This window comes from Desulfitobacterium sp. THU1, assembly GCF_038181555.1.
Taxonomy (GTDB): domain Bacteria; phylum Bacillota; class Desulfitobacteriia; order Desulfitobacteriales; family Desulfitobacteriaceae; genus Desulfitobacterium.
The window spans coordinates 52151-70174 of the sequence record NZ_JBBWUA010000016.1 but is presented as its reverse complement, the minus strand read 5'-3'; the positions used below and the strand labels follow the sequence as shown (position 1 = coordinate 70174).

The following is an 18024-nucleotide window of genomic DNA, read 5'->3' as shown; positions in this document are numbered from 1 at the left end:
TTCATATATATTTTGTAATCATTAATATATTTATAAGAATAAGTTCTGGGTTTTCTTGTTATTGGGCAAAATAGTGTTACATGTCAAATAATAGCATATGCGAAGGAGGGATGGGATTGAGACGAATTTTTCGCCTATTACTTATCTTGCTTGCCTCCCTGATAATTAGCTTATTCGCTATAAGTGGTCTTTTTGAAGATTGGTTATGGTACTCAGATCTTGGCTACGACCAACTCTTTTGGACACCTCTAATAAGTAAAGGGATTATTCAGGTCGGCAATGGAACCATTCTCTTCCTCTTTATCTCTGGAACCCTCTTGTCTATACGCCATGCGATTCTAACCTTTGTTAATGAACGACTTAAAAAACGCCTCAGGCTCGTCCATGAAATGGATCGTCCTTTCTACCGCTTGAGTCAAAAAAAGATGACAATCTGGTTAGTAGTAATTTCTGCTTTAGTTAGTTTTGGTGTGAGCTTTGTAGCGGGGTTCACAGGTTGGCTAGAGGTCCTGACCTTCATGAATCCTACCCCGTTCGGTCAAGGAGATCCGATATTTTTCAAGGATCTGGGCTTCTATGTGTTTCAACTTCCTTTTTTATATACAATTTACAGTGTCTTCTTCGGCCCTCTTTTTCTACTGGCAATTATTACTACCTTATTCTACATTTTCACAGGCGTTATCAGGTTTCACTCCATGCTTCTATGGCGTAAACATACTATTGAAATAAGTCCTGCTGCTCGCCGCCACCTTGCCTTATTGGCGATGGTTCTCTTTACCTTCAAGGGATTTGGCTATTATTTTAGTACCTTCCGGTTGCTTTATTCTCAACAGGGACTGATAGCAGGCGCAGGGTATGCTGATATCTCTGCTACTTTGCCGGCATTCAAGATCTTGATAGTTTTATGTGCCCTAGGTCTCATCGGTGGACTGGTGTCATTTTTTAGGAATGAAATAAGATTTTTAACCCTCCCTATTCTATTTGTTTTGCTTGGTGGCGCACTTCTCTCAACCCTATGGCCTTTAGTTGTTCAGTCCTTAGTCGTGGTACCCAACGAATTAGCTAAAGAACTACCTTATATTCAGAATGAGATATCTTTAACGCGTTTCGCCTATGGGCTGGATAAAATTAGCGTAGAAGAATATAAAGGAAATGAACCTATATCAGCAGATCTCCTTAAGCAAGAGCTACCCACCTTAAATAATATTAGCTTAAACGATCCTCGCCTCATGAGCCAAATTTATACTCAAAAACAAGGTATAAAGCAGTATTACAAGTTCTCGGACATCGATGTTGATCGCTATCTAATCAATGGTGAGTATCGACAAGTGTTGCTTGCTCCTCGTGAGCTATCACCCTATGATCTGGCGAGTACTGCACAGACCTTTGTCAATTTCCGTTTTAAATACACTCATGGTTTTGGAGTTGTTGCTTCCTTTGCCAATGCTGTTACCGAAGGGCTACCGAACTTTGCTGTTAGAGATGCACCACCCACTACCAATCATCAGGAGTTTCAATTGACTCAGCCTCGCATTTATTTCGGAGAACTCACCAATGAATGGGTTGTCGTCAATACTGCCATAAAGGAATTCGATTATCCTGAGGGCAACACTAATGTAGAATCAAACTATCAGGGTAAGTCGGGTATTCAACTCACTCCCCTCAATCGACTGATGCTCTCCCTAAAACACACAACACCACGATTTTACTTAGCGAATGAGGTGAATTCCCAAAGTCGCATTCTGCTTCACCGCAACATTATGGAGCGTGTCGAAAAGCTTATACCCTTTCTTAAATACGATGAGAATCCTTACTTGATTGTCGATAAAGGACGCCTGAGATGGATAATTGATGGCTATACTATCTCGAAAACCTTCCCCTACTCTCGTATGGACCAAGCTCGAGAGATTAATTATATTCGCAATTCAGTAAAAGTTGTGGTTGATGCCTATGATGGAACTGTCAGTTTTTATGCAGTCGATACCGCAGATCCTATCCTGCAAACCTATCGTAAAATCTTCCCAGGGGTCTTTAAGGATCTCTCGGAAATGTCCGAAGAACTCCGTGCACACCTACGCTACCCTGAGACTCTCTTTACAATCCAAAGCAATATGTTGAAGAATTTCCATATGACAGACCCCGCTGAGTTTTATAACAAAGAAGATGCTTGGGATATAGCAAAAGAATCCTCTGGCTCGGAACCCAAAAACGTCGAATCGCATTATTGCGTCATGCGAATTCCCGGTAGCAATCAACACGAATTAGCTTTAATGATTCCCTTTACTCCAGCTTCGAGCTCTTCAAACAGTCGCAACAATATGATCAGCTGGCTGGCTGCTCGCATGGATGGAGAGCATTATGGGGAATTAAAGCTTTATAAAATCCCCAAGAATCTTGAGGTGAATGGTCCTCTCCAGATTGAGTCACGAATCGATCAAAATCCGGAAATATCAAAACAGTTGGCTTTATGGAATCAAAAGGGTTCCCGTGTTATACGTGGTCATCTGCAAATGCTCCCCATCGCCGAGAACTTTTTATATGTGGAACCAATTTACTTACAAGCTGATACCGTTGGTAGCATTCCTGAAATGAGACGGGTTGTCGTCGCTTACGAAGATAGGATTGTTATGGCCGAAACCCTTGAAGACGCACTTGCTCAACTCTTTGGTGCGAAAATCCTTCTAACCAACTCTCCCCAAGAGAATACAGCGAATCAAAATGAACCTTCTGTGAGCTCCACAGCTGGGAATTCGGTTTCTCAAGAAAACGCAATGATCAAGGATACCCAATCTCTCCTCAAGCAAATTGAACAACTTCGTGAACTGCTCAACCAGCTGGAAGACCAGTTAAGGTCCATGACAAGTAGCACCGCTTATCCTGAGGCTGAGCAGGAGTCACTCCAAGAAGAAAATATGTCACAGTAGAAAGCCCAGGATCGAAGCCAAAAGTCTGGTAGAACAAGCAAAGACGGAAGAGTTCGCCCTTCCGTCTTTGCTTGTTGATTGTATTGACATATTTATTGCCTTTAATTATGAATCGTCTTACTGGAGAGGTTGAAGTTTAATTTTGGTCGACATACCGACACGTGTCACTTGAATCAGCTCTACCCCATCGAATGAAATATAATTTTCTTCGCCGTTGAGTGTAACCTCTTTGTTCTTACCGCCTTGGATAATATGAGCTTTTTGGTCATCATAGACGATGATTTCATTCTTAGCTCCAATAATTACATTCTTGTGGTCGCCAAAGGGTATCGAGCCTTCCCAGATGGTTTTGAATTCTAGATTATCTTCCTCAGAATGCTCCTCTGCACTGCGTATGCTCACTAAAGTGTTATTTTGAACATGACCCAAATATAGAGTTCCGGCTCGGTTTCCTAGAATAATATCATCAGAATCCTCGGAGATAACTTCTCTATTCCAGCCCTGTAAGGCAATAATCCGCTCAGATTGGCCGGAAGTGCTTTTCGCATATAAGGTTCCGAACTTATCTGAAGCAGCCAGCTGAGCGAGCGTTTCCTGCGCTCGATTTAAGTTTCTGACATTTTTCATGATATCAATCTCCATCAGTTGGAACTGCCCCTTATCCTCAATGGACAGATAGAGCAGATTCGTAAAGGTGGAGACAACCATTTGCTTGATTTCACCCCTAGCGGGGAAACTATCAATACTTCGGTTAAAGCGATCATCGGGCGCAATTTCTTTTTCGTCACTGGGAGGAAGCTCCAAAGTAAAGACCTCAGTTATCTGTGGGTTGTTGTAGCGGATTTCGGTGCGTGTCTTCGGCACCTTTTTAATAGGCTTTTCCAATGTTGTCGGATTTGGGTTTGGTGCCTGATTAGGATCCTCAACAGCATCAGGTTCAGTTGTTGGGGATGTGGCTGCACTATTATCTACAGATCCCTGTTCATCTACTTCCTCAATAGGAACGATGACAGTGGTTGTTGGATTTGGATTCTTACGGGCGAAAAAGTAAACTAGGGTATCACGGTCCGGGAGCCATTGATAGTAAATAACCCCCATATCATAATCGCTATCCCCGGTCGGGGCTTTTTCAAAAACTACCTTTTCTTGACGTAGGTTATAAACCTTCAGCACCCCGTTTTCATGGTAAGCTAAATAATCTTTACCATAAGATATCTGTAGGTTCTCTAGATTTGTTCCAGGTATCTCAGCTTCTAAATTCTCGACTACGATAGGTTGAGCTATGACTGGAGCCATAATCTTTTCTACCTGTCCATTTAGGAAAAAATAAAAAGTAAATTGGAGCATTAGAGAGACAATAATCCAACTTGTTAGCGTTCGCATAAATGCACGCGTCTTCTTCCTCACGTATACACCCCCATTATTCCATTCATTTAAGGCATAACCACAAATCCGGTAGGGATATACCGTTCGCCAAAAATGTTCCAAAGTTTGTTCATAACTTTTCCGCTATAGACCATCTCTGATGAGGAGCCGCCATCCAAATTTACTGCTTCAACGGCATCATACTCTATAAATACATTCATCATATCTCTTAAGGTTGCTCCGATACTCCAGGTAGGTTGACGACCATCAATCACAACAAAGATGATGGTACCATCCTCCCGTTGACCAATACCGGTCCGAGGTGCAATTCCCCAGCCCCCATCTCCAGAAACAGCTGGCTTGCCATTTTTAACGAGAGGCGGATAAAAGCTTACCCCCTCTTTAATATTTTTTTCTTTAATATCGTTTATATTCATTGGTCCGATGATAAGCTTCCCCTCGGCATTAAGGCCAATAAAGTCGACTGTCTTATCACCAACATTGTTATGGACGATTTCTCCATCCTTTACTGTAATTCCATCAGGGAAAGCGCCGTTACCTTCACCATTGGGATCATAAAAGCCGCCGGCGTTGATTCCGGCAATTGCCTCAGCATTTTTGACCATATCCGTGAGCCGTTCCCCTGCTACCCCGATTTCTTGAGTAACCGCAACTTTAACTCGCTTTGGGTCAGTAATAAGCATGACTTTTCCCTTGAAATTTTGACCTTTAATATCTTCAATAATAATTCCTGATGTCGTATTTTCTGTATTGGTTTGTCGGTCAATATTTAATCCCACTTGGGCCCCTTGATTATCATAGGTGTGCATAATCTCACTGATTTTCTCATCGGAAAGAAAGAATCGCACAACCTGGGGATGACGTGATGTCTCAACTGCTCCGACAGCCATCACCTTTAGCGCTTCAAAAGGTCCCCAGAATAATACAAAAGGAACAAGACAGCTTGCAAAAATAATATTAAATATAAGGAAAGTAATTATCATCTTCCAGCGGATTCTGCCTTTTTTCATCATGATGTTCTAACAATCACTCCTCTATTGTGCACTTTTTCATTAATAATCTACATCAAAGCAAGATAAAAACAAGCCGCATCTTATGGTTTGCGGCTTATCAGAGTGTAACTATGAACACGAATAAGTATAGCAAAAGCTGACTTGAGGTTCAACTTAAAATGGATTAATTTATTCTAAACAAATACTGTTTATATTGGATAGGTTTCCAATTTATATGTTAGGTTAGCGGCCTTGTCAATCATATTTGCCACGCTGCAATATTTCTCCAAAGAAAGCTGAATAGCACGCATTATTCTATCATTAGGTAGATTACTCCCCCAAAACTCATAAGTTAATTCTATATCGGTGAAGATACGTGGATGCTCAGCAGCCCGTTCGCCGACTACTGTAATCTGAAAACGATCATAATCAATTTGCATTTTTTCAAGGATTGTTACACAGTCCATGCCACTGCAGCCAGCAAGGGCCATGAGTACAAGCTCCATAGGACTAGATCCATAACCTGAACCGCCTGCGGTCACACTACTATCTATTTGCGTACGAAGCCTCGAGCCTCCCTCGCCTTCGAAGTGTAATTCTTTAATATGAGTTACAGTGACTTGCATACCAGATCCTCCTAAATTTAGATTTTCGTGTATAGTATAGCCAATGGAAAGTTAAAACAGGAATGACATATCTATATGTAGATTAAATAAAGCCATCAAGTATGTCACATTTACCACCAAAAAGTAATTGTGTCATACTGAAAAAAATGCTAAACTATCAAATGTATGTATTGTATTGAGATTTATAAAGGAGTGCGGTAAGTTGACAATTCGAATTGGGATTAATGGATTTGGTCGTATTGGACGGAACGTTTTTCGTGCAGCTTACGGAAGAGAAGAAATTGAAATCGTTGCGGTCAATAATCGCTCAACTGGTGAGATTTTGCCTCATCTCTTAAAATACGATTCTGTGCATGGTATTTTTCCAGCACATGTAGAATATTCGCAGGACGGCTTCTATGTGGATGGCAAACTGGTCAAAGTAGTTTCCCACACAGAGCCTGGAGATATTCCTTGGGGTGAATTAGGCGTTGATGTCGTGGTTGAGTCTAGTGGTAAGTTTAATAATGGCATTGTTTGCCAGAAGCATCTAAAAAGTGGAGCGCGCAAAGTTGTTATTACCGCTCCGGCTAAGGAAGAAGATATAACGATCGTTATGGGCGTTAATGAAAAAGAATATGATTCCCAAAAACATCATGTGATATCCAATGCATCTTGTACAACCAATTGTTTGGCTCCCGTAGCTAAAGTAATACACGATAATTTCGTAATTAAACGGGGGTTGATGACCACTGTTCATTCCTATACAAACGATCAACAGATTTTAGACCAATCGCATCGAGACTTGCGTCGGGCTCGGGCAGCAGGGCTTTCCATCATTCCTACGACGACAGGTGCGGCAAGGGCTGTAGCTCTGGTCTTACCCGAGCTTAAAGGCAAACTCAATGGTTTTTCCATGCGCGTTCCGACACCGAATGTTTCGGTAATTGATTTAGTAGCAGAAATCGAGAAAAACACCACTAAAGAAGAAATCAACGAGGTTCTCCGCAGTGCCAGTCAAGGCCAGTTGAAGGGGATTTTAGACTATACAGAACTACCTTTAGTATCTAGCGACTTTAACGGAAATCCAGCCTCGTCAATTATCGATGGATTATCCACGATGGTAATTGAGGATAACCTTATTAAAATTATCTCCTGGTATGATAATGAGTGGGGCTATTCCTGCCGAGTAGCCGATCTTGTCGAATATGTTAGTCGTGATCTCTAAACACCCGCTTATCTGAAACACGTGATATACAAAACAAAAGCAGACTAGATTTAACCTAGTCTGCTTTTGTTTTCTATGGTTATGCCACTAATTGTATGTAACTTACTTAACACTGTATTCCACAGAATCATCGAGAATCAATTCCTGTCCCTGAGAAGGTAAGGTTGAAGTAGTATCCTGTTCCTCTTCTCCAAAACGAAGGGGAAAAACAAGGACCATCAAAGCCATTCCGCCAACGGATAAAGCAGCATACTGCAATGAAATTAAAGAGAAAAGGATTGGGACATGGTTGGCTGGAGTGCCGATAGAGTATCCTAGTTTATTGATAGACTCTAGGTCGACGCCAGCGCGCTCCCATTTTAGTAATCCGTAATAATCTACAGAGTTTATTATTTTTTGTCCTGTCTTAGCATACGGTGCTTGGGAAGAAAGGTAAATAAACCCCTTATCAGTATAGATTTTATCCAGCTCTACAGTTTCGCCTGTTAGAGATGCTTTTGTGAAGCTTCTTTCGATCCGCAGAATGTCGTCCGGATGGATATTTACATTTCCCTTCTCGGTAATCACAGAAAACAACTCACGATCAATGAGTTCGATATTGAGAATTTTAACATCAAGAAGATTAACTCCGATAGAAGTTAACATTGTAAAGAGGAGGGAAAAAAGTATTACTAAGCTAGATAGCTTTTCACGGCCGAGCTTACTAACTTGCTGCATAAAGTGATGCACTTCCTTTATCCGAGATTGTTGTTGCACGCTCAATCATACACTAATTCTGATAAACGAACAAATTTATGGGGAGCTAAAATACTTCCCAAAACGTTTCAAGATCGTAACTATCTCCTCTGAGCTAAGATTAAGGTATTGATTCTTGCTTTTTCTTGGAATAGGAGCTGGTTTTGCCCCGGTAGTCTCCGGAGGAACAACGCAACGCACAAAAATCACAGCTAATATAGCGAGAATAAGAAAAGGTACAGCACCACGCAGACCTGGAAAGCTCATAATGGGTACATAAGAAAGAACAGATGGAGTATATAGCTCATTGCTGAGGTCAACCGATACATATATGGCCATAAATAAAGGGCTATCCGGAGGAAGCTCCGTGGGAAAAGAAATGGGATCCGCTGTACTCAGTGGGTTACTCATAATATTACTTTGATTCGTAGCAGAACCCAGCTGCCGCGGCCCTAAATAGTGGAGAAGGCTTTGTAATTCACCGATGGGTATTTGTAGTACCTGTCCACTTGAAAAATCATGGATGGGGAGTTTTTCTAATTGAAAAACATTTTTTGCTAACAGTAAGAGAATCTGCGAGCCCAGTAAAACCCAAGAGGCTAAAAATTGCTTGCTATTGATTAAAGGCTGGGCAAAAGTAAAGGAAGGGCTACCCGGAATAGAGCTTATGCGGGTTAAAAATGCAAAGCCGACATTTATTGCTTGGATAGAGTTCGCCAATGATTCTTGAGCGGAGACTTGTCTTAAAGATTCATTGAGGTTGATGGCACTCACCTTCTTCCTTGTTAGCAATATATGGAATTCAGTGTTGTCCTGTTCTAAGCAAGGCATCTCAGTAATCTATCTATATTATGTCCGAATGCGAAAGAAATAGAAAAAGAGGTGTAATTTTATACACCTCTGATACAGTAGCTAAGCTTCTTGTTTTTTCTGATTTCATTCGTTTACTAAATTATGATATTACATTCTAGTGTTGCTTTCTGAAATTATATTATCATACTAGATAATAATATCAATAATAGAATCAATAGCAGTGTCAAATCTTATTTGTTTCCACTGGGGGATTTTACAGTAGAGTCTACATTAAAGAAAAAGCTCGCTTCTGTGTTCTGAGTAATGCCGCCCTCAACGTTTGGTTTTACTCTTAGGGTGATTTTATGTTGTCCGTCAGTAGCGCTCTTCCCTGCCGCGTCACCGAGAGACTTAATCTCACGAAAAGCTACTCTTGCAGTTGCTCCTGGATCAAGGGAAGGAAGAGTTCCGATTTTACTTACCTTCTGTTTGTCATCTCCAACCAAGGAGACCTCTAACTCAATGGGAATATTGGTCATTTTGCCACCGGTGGTGTTTTGCACCGTTGCGATCAGATCGAACTTATTGGCGTTGATAACTTGACTGGATTTAATGGTGACAGTCCCATAGGTTAAATCCTGAGTAAATGAACCGGGCTCAACGGCGACCCCTAACATTTTAACTTCAGGTACTGCTCCATTTGCACTGGCTTGCGTTGTTTTCCAAAGGGTGACTCCAGCAATCCCAAGGAGACAGACTAACAATGCACTTAGAAAAACAGTAAAGTATTTGCGATTAATCGCGATAATTTTGGCCATCTCAGGCACCTCCATTCGGATTCTTTCTCTAAGAAAAAAGTATGCATGTCTTCTTCAGGACATGCATACTTTCTGAAACTAATTCATTATTTTTTTCTTTCTCTATCTTGGTATTGTCGCAAACGAATATCTTGTTCAACATCCATTTTGAAAATTCGACAGGATTGAATAAGACGTGAGGTTGTGCGCAACCCTAAGTGCTCTTCCATTTCCTCTAGAGATAAATTGGAGGTTATAACTGTAGGTAACTGCTCATTCATTCTGTAATTGATAATCGAATAGATTCGGTTGCGAGTCCATTCCGTGTAGTTGTGCGCACCTAAATCGTCGAGAATAAGGATAGGAATTTCACGAGCTGAATCCAAGAGATCCATCTCATTTTCATCCGTCTTATAGGTTGCGCGTAGCTGATCCAATAGGTCGGGAACCACCAGAAAGAGAACTTGTTGTTCCTTTTCCATCAATGCATTGGCAATAGAAGCGGCCAGAAAGGTTTTGCCGGCCCCAACAGGCCCAGTGAGCATCAGTCCTAAGCCATGATAATCATTCAAACACCGATCAACAAACTCTCGTGAGGCGTTTAAGGCTTTCAACGCATTTTCAAGATAGTTGGGATCATGGGGTTTAGAGGAGCTTTGATAATATTTTGTATTAAAATTGTCAAATCGGCAATTGAGTAACCCTCGCGCCATCCGCGCATGGCGAAAAAGGTTTTCCATACGTTTTTGTTGCATACAAGTGCAGGGACGTGCCGAGGTTCCATCAAAAATTATACCGCGATCTTCACAAAGTGAGCAATTCACACTGGGTTTAGGTAGGTTGTTAGAAATATCAACTTGAGTATCGTCAGTAATGTCTCGTTTTTTCTTAAGCTCATTGAGATAATTTTCTTGCATAATATCTTTTAACGATTTCATGATGTACCTCTTGCTCCTTTCTTAAAGATAAAAATTTTCATACTTATCCGGCGACACCTTACGATTAGACTGTTGGGGGGATGTTTTTTTGAAGCGAGATTTCTCCTGTCTGGATTGAAAATATACATCATCGGCTTCAACCTCTTGCAAGGTACGCAGTCCTTTTTTTTCCCATTCTCGTAGGATAGAGTCAATATAACGGAAATTACGTATACCGGCCATAACACCACGTTTAAAAGCGGCAAGAATCAATTCTTCAGAGAAATTAGAGGTGATCCAGGTATCTATGACCTCGCATTCAATCGGGGTCACAGGGCGTCCTAATTCCTGTTCAAACGTGGTGATAATCTGTCCTATGGAAGTTGAACAAGTTGAGTTCTGGAGTGGATCATTGGGTTCCTTACGCTGGTTTTGTTCAGCCTCGAAGTGCTTAAATTCATCGATTGCCCAACGTTCAGCTAATTCTTCAATTAGTCCAACAAAGCTATATCCTAATGAGGATTGATGATCTTCATGATTCCAGTGTTTTTTCAGGGATAGATAATTGCGGCTCATAAGATGAGCAATCATTTCTTCTACTTGAATTACCTCTAGGTTCATACGCTGGGCAAGAAGTTGAGCGGAAGGATTGGGACTGGTTTCAATCTCCCCCATGATTTGGATAATCAACAAAGCTTCAATATGGCTGATTTCCAGCTCCGAATAATGATTTAGGAAGTACTTTGGAATACTTACTGTTCCAGAAAAGAAAAGAGCTTGTACAAAGCTCCCATAAAGATTGGTTCTAGACATAAAAATTCACTCCTCTAAAGGACAATTATAACGTATTTTAAGTTTTTGGGGAGAGTATTTTTGGGTGTTTAAATAAATGGGTTGAAATTCAATGATTAAGCTCGAAAAGATGGGTAATATTTCGTTAACCGAAGATGGAAATTAAAGGAATATAATTATCCGGTGGCGTATATTCAAATTATACAATAATTAGGAGGTTGATTCCAGATGGGACAGCATGAAGAACTCATCCAAATTATCAATAAATCAGGAGCTCACCATGCATGGGGAGTAAAGCATTGTACACGTGTCTATCTACTTGCTAAAGAATTAGCAGCGCCCATAGATTTAGATGATGAGGTACTGTATTATTCAGCGCTACTCCATGATATAGGTAGATATCCCGCTTATGCCTTAGCCAATGTGGATCACTCCCTTCGTTCCAAGGGAGTCGCCGCAAATATTTTGCAAAGGATGGCTTTTCCAAGTCACAAGATCCCGATTGTCTTGGAAGCTATTGAAAGTCATATGTACTATTCTGAGCCAGGTAGAAGTGATGAAGCGCTCTACCTACGGGACTCGGATATCCTCGACAATCTAGGCAATATCGGCCTCACTCGTCTATTCAGTTTGATTGGACAAGACGAGTTAATCCGTACCCCGGAAGATGCTATCGACAGAGCCCGCATTTTTGCCGAAGCATTGCCGAACAAGGTCTCTACAAAAACCGGAAAACGACTAGCTGTAAAGCGACGTGAAGAAATCTTAAGATTTTTATCAGGAATAAAGAAACAAACTTCAGAATTTGCTTATATCTAAGGGTTCATCCCTTACCTTACTTCCTGCGGAGATCTATTGTTTGATCGAGCCACTGGTTTATGGTGTCGATGACATTCAGGGTATAATCTAAATTATTTGACCGTTTACCCTGATCGACTAGAACCTTCAAACGATGACGCAGACGCTGCATAGCTTTGTTGACTTGAGCCTGAGAAGCCTTAACCTTGCCAGCTTTTGTTCTTGGCATAGGTGGAAGATTCGATCGAAGGCCGGAGGTTACATGTTCCTCCTCTTCGTCTTGATTTGTATCTATGGATTGCTTAGCTTGTTCTTCAATGGCCTTAAGCCATGGTTCTGCTGGTGGATAAGGGATAATCTCTTTATCCTTAATCTCTAATTGTTCGCCAAGTTGTGGTATCCAGGGAATTTTTCCAAACTGTTCCTGGATTTTTTGGGAAAATACATTTTGCACATCAGGTTCGCCGTGGACTAGAATGATACTATCGGCATTTGTACCTAAACAAGATAGCCACTCTAATAGCTGGGATTGGTCCGCGTGGGCTGACAATCCTTCCATTTTGCGGATATTTGCACGAACGGAGATCTTCTCGCCGAGGACGGTGACCTCTTTAGCACCTTCGACAATTCTACGGCCGAGGGTCCCTTGTGCTTGATAACCAACAAATAAGACAGTGGCTTTCTCCCGCCATAAATTATGTTTAAGATGATGCTTAATTCGTCCCGCATCAGCCATTCCACTAGCGGCGATAATAATTGCGCCGCCTTCGATTTTATTGATGGCCATGGACTCCTCTGACGTTAGGCTGTAATGAACATTTGGCATGATTAGAGGGTTTTCCCCCCTATCAATCATGGCCAGTGTCTCATCATCAAAATTATGAGGATTCTCTTGAAATATTTTTGTCGCAGCAATGGCTAAAGGACTATCCACATAGATAGGCAGGACGGGAATCTCTTTTTGGGTTTGTAATTTACGGATATAAAATAAGAGATCTTGAGTGCGCTCAATAGCAAAGGCAGGAATGATAAGATTTCCTCCTGCTTGATGAGCCTCTCGAATAATCTCTGCTAGATGTTCAAGCCGGTTACTCCTGTTTTCATGTTGACGATTTCCATAGGTTGTCTCAACGAGGACAATGTCTGCCGAGCATATCGTGCTCGGATTTTCAATATAGGGTTGGTTATAGTTTCCGATATCGCCAGAAAAAACGACTGTTTTTTGAAGGCCTCCCTCATTGATGGTTAACCTCACATAGGCCGAGCCTAAAATATGCCCCGCATCATGAAAGGTAAAGCTGAAATGTTCGGATAGAACAGTATTTTGATTGTAATTCACTGGCGAAAAATATTGCATAGCGTCTAAAGCGTCTTGGGCAGTATATATAGGTGTCAGCAGGTCTTGGCGAGTCCGTGCTAATCGCCGATTTTTGCGTTCGACTTCCATCTCTTGAATATGACCGCTGTCGGGAAGCATGATTGAACACAGTTTTACTGTCTCAGGGGTAGCGTAGATTCTTCCTTTAAAACCGTGTTTAATAAGTTTAGGAATTAATCCTGTATGATCGGTGTGAGCATGTGTCAGGATGACAGCATCAATCTCCGCAGGATTATAAGGAAATGGTCCATAATTGAGCTCTTTTATGGCCTTAGAACCTTGAAATAACCCACAATCAACAAGTATACGCTCATCACCAGCCTCAACTAGGTATGATGAACCGGTTACCACTTGTGCCGAACCATAGAAACTTATTTTCATATAACCCTCCGTTTGCCCGATATTGTCATGAAGTCTTTCTTATCATTAAATCAATCCAACTGCACCATTTTGAGCTTTACTGCTTTTAAGGCGGCTTGCGTACGATCCTCAACCTCCAGCTTGCGAAAAATGCTGGACAGATGATTCTTTACTGTCTTTTCGCTGATATACAGTGCTTGTCCGATTTCACGATTAGATGAGCCTTTAACGACATAGGTTAGGATTTGCAATTCTCGATCACTCAATCCATAGGTTTCTTTTGTATGAGGGGGATTTGCTAATTGTCCAAGTAATTTTCCGGTAACTGCTGGAGATAGTATTGGCTGCCCGTTATATACTTTGTGGATGGAGTCGACTAAAGTTTTAGGATCTACATCCTTCAGGAGGTAACCGGCAACACCGAGCTGAAGGACTTGAAATACTTTTTCATCGGAGTCATCCACAGTCAGAACTAGAATACCAATCTTCTCTTTTTCGCGACGTATGACCCGACAGGCTTCTAATCCATTGACACCGGGCATATTTAAATCCATAAGTAATATGTCATAATCTAAGGTACGTGATACATTGATCGCACCTTGGCCATCTCCCACTTCACAAACCACTTGAATTCCCTCTTCAAATTCTAGGATTCTTCTCAACCCTTCACGCAGAAGTGGATGGTCATCGGCAATCACAACTCGTATCATTCCCATCCCTCCTCGTTACTTGTTGGTATGATGAGCTTTACTGTGGTCCCTTTCAATGGGGAAGATTTAATTTTCATTTGACCTTTAAACATTTCAATTCTCTCTTTCATACCAATCAAACCAAAATGATCTCCTGGATTAATAAACGCATCGTCCACATTGAAACCATTTCCGCGATCGGTGATTTGAATAGTTATTTGAGAATCCTCATAGACAATGAGGATTCTTGCCCAATTGGTATGTGCATGTTTAGCTATGTTGGTCATGCCTTCTTGAAGGGAACGAAAAAGGGCGACTTCTATAGCAGGTAATAGATTCCTTTCTTTACCCAACACTTGAAAATCGCAGATTATACTATATGTCTCTTGGAAATTGATCAAATATCTATCAAGAGCAGAAATAAAGCCTTGCTGATCAAGAGCAATGGGGCGTAAATCAAAGATAATACGCCTAATATCCTTTAAGTTAGCACGAACCAGCCCTTTAAGATCAGAGATTTCTGTTCGCACACGATTTGGATCAAGTGCAAGTAGCTTTTCAGTAATTTCTAATCTTAAAACAATATTCGCAAGATTTTGAGCCGGCCCATCATGAATCTCGCGGGCAATTCTACGTCTCTCTTCATCTTGTGCACGAATAATTTTGAGGGCTGTTTCTTGCCTATTCTCAGGAGGATTGTTATGGTTAAGCTCGGCTATTCCGCCATGCAAAAGATTAATGGCTAAGGTCACTTGATTAAGTAAGGTTTCGGCTCGTACGATAGTTTTTTCCATTTGTTTTAAAGAACGTTCAATTTCATCTCGTCGGCTTCTCAATTGGTTTTCTTGGGATTGGAGCAGTTGTAGTTGAACTTGAACATCTTTCGTCTGAGTGTATGTATCCAACATCACCTTTTCCGAATAATTCCCGAAATCCCTGCTCACTTCCATTAGCCGTTGTCGAAGTCGGCGTTCTAATTTTTGATATTTGTCCACGTCATCAATAATGCGCAGAATCTCTCCCTTAATCTGAGAAGATTCCTGTTTTAATCGCTCGTTTTCTGCGCGGGTTGTTTCGGCAATGTAAAAAATCTCTTCCTTGCTGGATTCGATCGCATTTAGGGTATTGCTAATGATGATACCCAATCGGTCTGTCACTGTTGTCCCTCTTTTCAACACTACCTTTTTATTCTTTGACTGTATTCGACACCTTGCATTTAATATCCTACCTGTCAAATGGAAAAAGGGTGTTGAAAGTTACTTGTTAACGCTTTACTCGACGAATTCCTCTTTCTAAACGTCTTGGATAGGCCAAATCCTCGTGCTTGCAGATATAGACCCTAAAGTTGTCCTTTTTAATTTTCTTAATGATTTTGTTTGCTTCTGTTTCAGTAACTTCCGAGGAGTAACTTGGTTCTATATAAATTAGTAGTTCTCCAGCCTTGGCAAAGAAAACAAGGTTTTGAACAGTAATATTCCATTGAATGGGCAGGTCCCCATACAGTTGCTTTAGGACACGAGAAAGCATCATGCCATTTTGGGGTATTTCCTGGATCATGACGACTGGCTTAACGGGAATTTCGGCCAGAACATCATTATTTTTCTTTTTTTGGGCATTAAAGCGAAAAGGATCTCTATCTCTTGCAGGCGGAAAACTTATGTCCTCATGAGAGTCTTCCTCTTTTTGCAGAGTAACCGACATGCTTAAAGCAGGTATGGATTCATCATCTTTGGCACTACTATACTCTTCAACAAACTCTAAGTTATAGCTGTCTTCAATTGCGATGTCAGTTACTACGGTGTCTTCAACTAAGGTGTCTTCAACTATGATATTGTCACTGATGCAGCTTACATCCGTGACACCTATATGGCTATTGCTTGTCGCGCTAACCGGACTGTGTGCTGTTTCCACTATACTTATTTCAGCCGACGAATCGATAGCTAGTGGTGAATCAAAGGCTTTTAGTAGGTGATGTCTTAATGAAAAGGAAGAATCCATCTCTTTATCTTTAGTTAAAGTCCCGCTGCCATTAAGTGCCACTCTAGAGCTTGGCATGATTGAGGAACCCTCTATGTGTTGCAGACCTTTTAAATTAGATATCTGCTGAGGAAAACGATCCTTTTCATTCTCTCTCATGCTTTGTAGTCCTGCCAGTATCATATCATTCATAAGGACGTAAAAGTCCGGAAAATTGTCTATCACTCGATGGTCAGGTAATCGTTGCTCTACTAACTGACGGATACCATCAATAAGGACCTCATTGGGTAGGTCTAATATCTCTTGGAAAGATGATGCAATTTTTTCAACAGCTTGCCGTCCCTGATAAAACTCGCCATCGGCGTCATTTCCTGATAGCAGGTTTACGGTAAATAATTTCTCGATGAATAAATCAACCCATTCCCGTATTTCTTGATCATCGCTGTAAAAGGCTTCCAAAGTTGTCCACCTCCGTTTACTTCTTTTCCATGATAGCTATGCAGTTTAATGGCTGAGTATGTCTAATTTGAGTATAAACAGCTTAAGAAGCGTGGAGTTAGTCGCCCTTTCGCATCCGCGCCTACTGAGACGGTTAGGAAATATTTGTTTGGACATAAAAAAACAGACCCTTATAAGGGGTCTGTAGAAGAGTTGATTAGCTTATGATTGATATGACAATCTTAGCGCTGGCGGAAAACTTTCAAATAAGAATCCGCATAAATGCTCTTATTTAAGAGGATTTCACAGGTTGCTGCAACGTCAACTAAATCGTCGTCGTTAGCATCAAGAATAGCCGCATCCAGGCCTGCTGACATTGCCATAGCTAAATAGGTACGGTTAATGAGATGCCGATCCAAAGCATTTTGTGATACGTTGGAAAGTCCAAGAACTGTTTTGGGTGCAGGATTAGATAGGGTTTTTACCATACGGATAGATTCAAGAACTTCCGGTGCATGCTCTTGAGCAACATTGCATGGCAAAATCAGGGGATCGATATAGAGTTCATCAATCGGTAACCCAAATTCATCTGCTGCTGCAACAAGCTCCATAGCGAAGGCGATACGGTTTTCGGCATCTTTAGGGATGCCTTTATTGTCCATAGTCAACCCGATTAAGGCCGCGTTATATTGGACAGCCATTGGGAATACCCGCTCGATCTTTTCGCGCTCTGCGGGGCAAGAATTAATCATACCCGGACGTTTTAAGAGCTTCAAGCCTGCTTCAATGGCATTATAGTTTGTAGAATCTAGGCACAAAGGAATTTCAGAGACTTCTTGGATTACTTTGACCATCCACTCATAAGCCTCGGGACGTTCTTCCTTGGGAACAGCCGGTCCGGAATTAACATCAAGATAATGAGCCCCACCTTCTTGTTGCTTCAATGCCCATTCTTGGATAGGCTTTGCATCTTTATTACGAAGGGCGTCGCCGATATCTTTAAACATCCCATTAATTCGTTCACCAATTATAATCAATTGATCCACGTCCTTTCTTTTTACAGCCTAAAGGTACCCTCTAGGGATATAATTTTGTACTTTCAGAAAGTATAGCCTCGTTGCATACTATCCTCCAGTATAAGAGCAACCAACGGCCTCGCCTCAACTGCACGCGCTCTTTTAAAGCTCGGCGAAGCCGGGTTTACTTTAAAGTCTAC

Annotated in this window: 16 protein-coding genes; 3 read left to right on the top strand and 13 right to left on the bottom strand. The window is 41.3% G+C overall.

Annotated elements, in window-relative coordinates; translation table 11 throughout:
- Positions 1–116: 116 nt before the first annotated feature.
- Positions 117–2924 (top strand): UPF0182 family membrane protein, encoded by a 2808-nt coding sequence (locus AAC978_RS12460; protein WP_341548381.1) that lies wholly within the window; start codon positions 117–119, stop codon positions 2922–2924.
- A 117-nt stretch (positions 2925–3041) separates the two neighbouring features.
- On the opposite strand, the gene AAC978_RS12455 is transcribed toward AAC978_RS12460, so the two are convergent.
- The 3 genes from AAC978_RS12455 to AAC978_RS12445 form a co-directional block, all read right to left on the bottom strand.
- On the bottom strand, positions 3042–4331 hold the full coding sequence (locus AAC978_RS12455) for a hypothetical protein (protein ID WP_341548380.1): 1290 nt from the start codon (positions 4329–4331) through the stop codon (positions 3042–3044).
- A gap of 26 nt (positions 4332–4357) precedes the next feature.
- Positions 4358–5323, bottom strand: a complete 966-nt coding sequence (locus AAC978_RS12450; protein WP_445900308.1) for a phosphodiester glycosidase family protein — start codon at positions 5321–5323, stop codon at positions 4358–4360.
- A gap of 188 nt (positions 5324–5511) precedes the next feature.
- Positions 5512–5928 carry an OsmC family protein gene (locus AAC978_RS12445; protein WP_341548379.1) on the bottom strand — a complete coding sequence of 139 codons (417 nt, stop codon included), beginning with the start codon at positions 5926–5928 and terminating at the stop codon, positions 5512–5514.
- Between the two features lie 202 nt (positions 5929–6130).
- On the opposite strand from AAC978_RS12445, the gene gap reads away from it, so the two are divergent.
- On the top strand, positions 6131–7135 hold the full coding sequence (gap, locus tag AAC978_RS12440) for a type I glyceraldehyde-3-phosphate dehydrogenase (RefSeq protein WP_341548378.1): 1005 nt from the start codon (positions 6131–6133) through the stop codon (positions 7133–7135).
- Between the two features lie 102 nt (positions 7136–7237).
- Here the strand turns inward: gap and AAC978_RS12435 are convergent, their stop codons facing one another.
- The 5 genes from AAC978_RS12435 to AAC978_RS12415 all read right to left on the bottom strand — a co-directional run bounded on the left by AAC978_RS12435 (position 7238) and on the right by AAC978_RS12415 (position 11189).
- Complete coding sequence (locus AAC978_RS12435) at positions 7238–7852, bottom strand: hypothetical protein (RefSeq protein ID WP_341548377.1); 615 nt, start codon at positions 7850–7852, stop codon at positions 7238–7240.
- Between the two features lie 75 nt (positions 7853–7927).
- Complete coding sequence (locus AAC978_RS12430) at positions 7928–8644, bottom strand: hypothetical protein (protein WP_341548376.1); 717 nt, start codon at positions 8642–8644, stop codon at positions 7928–7930.
- A gap of 269 nt (positions 8645–8913) precedes the next feature.
- Entirely contained in the window at positions 8914–9480 is a 567-nt protein-coding gene (locus tag AAC978_RS12425) for a hypothetical protein (protein WP_341548375.1), read from the bottom strand.
- Between the two features lie 86 nt (positions 9481–9566).
- Positions 9567–10397, bottom strand: a complete 831-nt coding sequence (locus tag AAC978_RS12420; protein WP_341548374.1) for an ATP-binding protein — start codon at positions 10395–10397, stop codon at positions 9567–9569.
- A 21-nt stretch (positions 10398–10418) separates the two neighbouring features.
- Positions 10419–11189 carry a DnaD domain-containing protein gene (locus tag AAC978_RS12415; RefSeq protein WP_341548373.1) on the bottom strand — a complete coding sequence of 257 codons (771 nt, stop codon included), beginning with the start codon at positions 11187–11189 and terminating at the stop codon, positions 10419–10421.
- Between the two features lie 207 nt (positions 11190–11396).
- Between AAC978_RS12415 and AAC978_RS12410 the strand changes: the two genes are divergently transcribed.
- Positions 11397–11987 carry an HD domain-containing protein gene (locus tag AAC978_RS12410; RefSeq protein ID WP_341548372.1) on the top strand — a complete coding sequence of 197 codons (591 nt, stop codon included), beginning with the start codon at positions 11397–11399 and terminating at the stop codon, positions 11985–11987.
- 16 nt (positions 11988–12003) lie between these two features.
- Here the strand turns inward: AAC978_RS12410 and AAC978_RS12405 are convergent, their stop codons facing one another.
- The 5 genes from AAC978_RS12405 to AAC978_RS12385 all read right to left on the bottom strand — a co-directional run bounded on the left by AAC978_RS12405 (position 12004) and on the right by AAC978_RS12385 (position 17845).
- Positions 12004–13725: an MBL fold metallo-hydrolase gene (locus AAC978_RS12405; RefSeq protein ID WP_341548371.1), complete on the bottom strand. Its 1722-nt coding sequence runs from the start codon at positions 13723–13725 to the stop codon at positions 12004–12006.
- A 50-nt stretch (positions 13726–13775) separates the two neighbouring features.
- Entirely contained in the window at positions 13776–14414 is a 639-nt protein-coding gene (locus AAC978_RS12400) for a response regulator transcription factor (protein WP_341548370.1), read from the bottom strand.
- Positions 14411–15550, bottom strand: coding sequence for a sensor histidine kinase (locus tag AAC978_RS12395; protein ID WP_341548369.1), 1140 nt, complete (start codon positions 15548–15550; stop codon positions 14411–14413). Before AAC978_RS12395 ends, AAC978_RS12400 begins: the two co-directional genes overlap by 4 nt.
- A 106-nt stretch (positions 15551–15656) precedes the next feature.
- Positions 15657–16829 carry a hypothetical protein gene (locus AAC978_RS12390; RefSeq protein ID WP_341548368.1) on the bottom strand — a complete coding sequence of 391 codons (1173 nt, stop codon included), beginning with the start codon at positions 16827–16829 and terminating at the stop codon, positions 15657–15659.
- A gap of 221 nt (positions 16830–17050) precedes the next feature.
- Positions 17051–17845, bottom strand: a complete 795-nt coding sequence (locus tag AAC978_RS12385; protein WP_341548367.1) for a methyltetrahydrofolate cobalamin methyltransferase — start codon at positions 17843–17845, stop codon at positions 17051–17053.
- Between the last annotated feature and the right edge of the window lie 179 nt (positions 17846–18024).